The sequence below is a fragment of the Streptomyces sp. NPDC044106 genome (assembly GCF_056433985.1).
In genome coordinates, this window is sequence record NZ_JBWKFZ010000038.1 from 1,493 (window position 1) to 4,688 (window position 3,196).

2 protein-coding genes are annotated in these 3,196 nt (G+C 71.4%); both read right to left on the minus strand.

The window, feature by feature from the left end:
* Positions 1 to 1,082: 1,082 nt before the first annotated feature.
* Complete coding sequence (locus AC07DI_RS37260) at positions 1,083 to 1,541, minus strand: hypothetical protein (RefSeq protein ID WP_478909386.1); 459 nt, start codon at positions 1,539 to 1,541, stop codon at positions 1,083 to 1,085.
* A gap of 71 nt (positions 1,542 to 1,612) precedes the next feature.
* A complete protein-coding gene (locus AC07DI_RS37265) occupies positions 1,613 to 1,984 on the minus strand; it encodes a hypothetical protein (RefSeq protein ID WP_478909388.1) in 372 nt (123 codons plus the stop codon).
* Between the last annotated feature and the right edge of the window lie 1,212 nt (positions 1,985 to 3,196).

Consider the following 3,196-nt stretch of genomic DNA (forward strand, 5'->3'; position numbering starts at 1 on the left):
GGCGGGTGTGTTCGGGCCGGTTGTGGGGGCGTATGGAGCGGGTGGTCTTGTCTGCCGGGTGTGGAGCCCGTCTGCCTGCTGTGGTGGGTGGGGGGGTGGCTGGGTGTCCGGCCGTCCGCGGGGCGGGGTGTGTCGCGGTGTGTGCTCACCGCCGGTGGGGGGGGGGTAGGGCCGTTCCGCCCATGGCCGGTGGGGGGTACGGCTGTTCCGCCTGCCGCGGGAGGGGGTTACGGGTGCCTCGGTCCGCCGTGCGGAGGGGGCCGGGCCCGGGCGGGCTGGGCAGGCGGGTGCCTTCGGCTGTCCTGAGAGCCTGTGTCATATCCCCGGCCGGGTGGGCGTCGTCTGGCACGCACGCTCGCCGCGTTGCCGAAAAGCCCTGGTAGCTCCTCCCCCAGGCCTGAACGGCCCGGGGGGACCCCCACCGAGGACTTCCCGGCGCCTTGCGATCGCACGCACCAGACGCCGCCCACTGATCCGACCGGGGATATGACACAGGCTCTTACGCTGCTGTGATGCGTCCTCGTGGTGAGAACGTCGGCGGGCTTCCTGTGGATCGTGCATGCCCGTCGGGCTGGGCTGTGGTGGCCGGGGTCGATGTTGTCGTGGCGGCGGGTGACCGCGCGCGGGGGGATGGTATCCGGCGCTGGTGTGAGCAGGGTGGGGTTCTCATGGCCCGGGATTCTTGCGGTCCGGTGGGTTGGTGCGTGGTGGAGTACAAGCTTCTTGGGGCAGGGGTTTGTTCGTCATGCTGATGGCCGCTGCGGGTGCTTGCCGGCGCGGTGTGGGCGTACAGCTCCTTACGGCCGTTGAGCGGGTGTGCACTGTCACGAAACTGTTGGCCTCGGCCCGCGTCTGCGGCCATCCCGTGCGGCAGTTCCTGCGCGGTGCCGGCTGGTGCCCGGTCGGTCTGCTCCACGCTCTGGATGAGGGATCCCGAACTCTTCTGCTGGTGCCCGGGCGTTCGGCTCCGTGACGCCGCCGGCACCGGATGCCGGGAGGCAGGCGTGGAGGGTGTGTTCTGCCGGTAGTGCGTCCGGAGGTGGCATCATGTCGCCGGGTGTGCGGCAGTGGGCGGTGGAGACTTACCCGGTGGCGCCGGGGGCTGTGCGGAAGTCGGCCAGGAGCTGGTGGGCGTACTCGTTTGCAGGGCCGAGGCGCTCGACTGCTTCGTGGGCCTGCTGGAGCTGGTCTCTTTCGCACAGCAGCTTCACCAGGTGATACAGGGCGCCATGGTCGCCGGCCTTGGCGCGGCGGTGCAGCGCTGTGTCCATCCCGCGCTCGTGAAGCGCTTTGTTGAGTCGTCGGCGCGCGTGGACGTCCTTGAGCGCGAGTGCGGTGAGCTGGTCGAATCGCTCCGCCCGGACGAGCAGGTCCATGTGCCACAGATGATTGTCGTGCGCGAGGTAGTCGGTGGAGTAGCACGCGGCACGGGCGCTCACCAGCGAGATGGCTGTATCCCAGTCACCGGTCTGTTCTGCTGTTTCTGCCTGCTCGCGCCATTTCACCGGGCGAGTATCGCGCAGCGTTTCCCGCAGGGACACCCAGAATCGGTCCCCGGAGCCTGCTCCGGCCGGCTCCGGGGCGGGCCTGTGCTGGTGCTTCAGGCTCCGTGTCAGGCGGGTGTGGCTGTGTGGGTGAGGCGGCGGGTTTTGAGGGCGGTCGCCGCGCTGTGGTTCATGGCGGTGGAGGGTGCGGGGAGGGTTTTGCAGTCGCGGGCGAGGTGGCGGTGGTGCATGAGCCGGCCCGGCGTGTGCTCGGCCGCCCGTCTGCGGGGCAGGTCGATGAAGGCTCTGGTTGCGGGGGTGTGCCGGATGACGTCGAGGTCGATGCCGGGGCGGGCGGCACGGCCGATGAGGTGCTCGCGGTAGCCGCGGTCGGCCCGGCCCTTGCGGATGCCGGGGGCGGGGGCGGCGAGGGGGTTGAGGAGGCGTCCGCCGGCGACGCAGTCTGGGATGCCGGCGGCGGTGACCGGCGCCGTCGGCATCAGGCCGGCCGTGTCGATGATGATGTTCGGCGTGCGGCCGGCGAGCTCCTTGGCCGCGTCAGCGTTCTGCCCGCCGGGGGGGGAACGTACGTCAGCGTTCTGCCCGCGGGCGGGAACGTACGTCAGTGTTCTGTTCGCGGGCGGGAACGGTGGCCGGGGGCTTCACGCGCTGTGCGTCGGTGACGAAGCCGGTCGGCTCTGGGTGGCGGCCCTCTTCCTCGCGGATCCGGCGCCGCAGTGCGGTGTTGGGGTGCTCGAGGATGCCGTCTTTCTCCCAGCTGCCGAAGCAGCCGTAGGCGGTGTTCCAGTGCGGGCAGTCATGCGGCAGGTGGCGTCAGGGGATGTTGGTGCGGGCGGCGTGGAGAATGGCGTCGAGAAGGTCACACAGATCGTGCTGGGGCGGGGTGCTGATGCTCGGCAAGTGGCGGTCCTTGCTGTCCCGCCAGCTCGCCGACAGCGGCTGCACCAGGGCCGCTCGGACATCGCCGAAGGCCGCTGGGGTATCACCGCCGTGCGCTGGTACTGCCAGGAGGCGTCAGCCCGTGAGCGGGACGGCAGGGCGCGCGAGAGCGAGGCTGAAGTGTTCGGCGTGGACCGGCAGAGTGGAACCGGAGCCCCGACGGACGTTCACACGGCCAGCCGCCGCAGCCGCCGCAGTCGGCGCGCGGGCGGCAGCCGATGGTGTGCATCTGGCCCGGCGGGAGCGTCGGTGGGCGTCTGGCGGTTGGTCGGCCTCCTGTTCGGCGTTCAGCCGGACCGCTAGGCCGTTTCTTGTGGATCACCTCGATGGCCAGATGAAGATGGCGGCGAGGTGGAGTCCGGCGGGGTGGATGGTGGCGGTCTTGTCGTAGCCAGTGGCCAGGCCGCGCCACTGTGTGAGCCTGGTGATGCACCGCTCGGCTGCCGCCGTGGCTGTCCGCGCCGCTGGTCCTCTTCCCGTGTGCCGTGGGTGGTCTGCCCGGTGTGGCGGGGTCCGGCCGGGTCTTGCCGGGGTCTCAACTCGCTGCCGGGGTCCCGGTGGTGTGGGGTGGGTGCGGGGGGGGGGGGTACGAGTGGGGTGCCTGGCGTGGGTGGCCGGGCAGCGGGCCGGTGAGTGGCCGTCCCGCACCGTCCCGTGCCGTCCCGCACCGTCCCGTGCCGTCCCGCACCGTCCCGTGCCGTCCCGCACCGTCCCGTGCCGTCCCGCACCGTCCCGTGCCGTCCCGCACCGTC

Bases quoted from the DNA above. Each gene is read 5' to 3' on its own strand.
- AC07DI_RS37265 (WP_478909388.1), bottom strand. From the start codon at position 1,984: ATGCCGACGGCGCCGGTCACCGCCGCCGGCATCCCAGACTGCGTCGCC.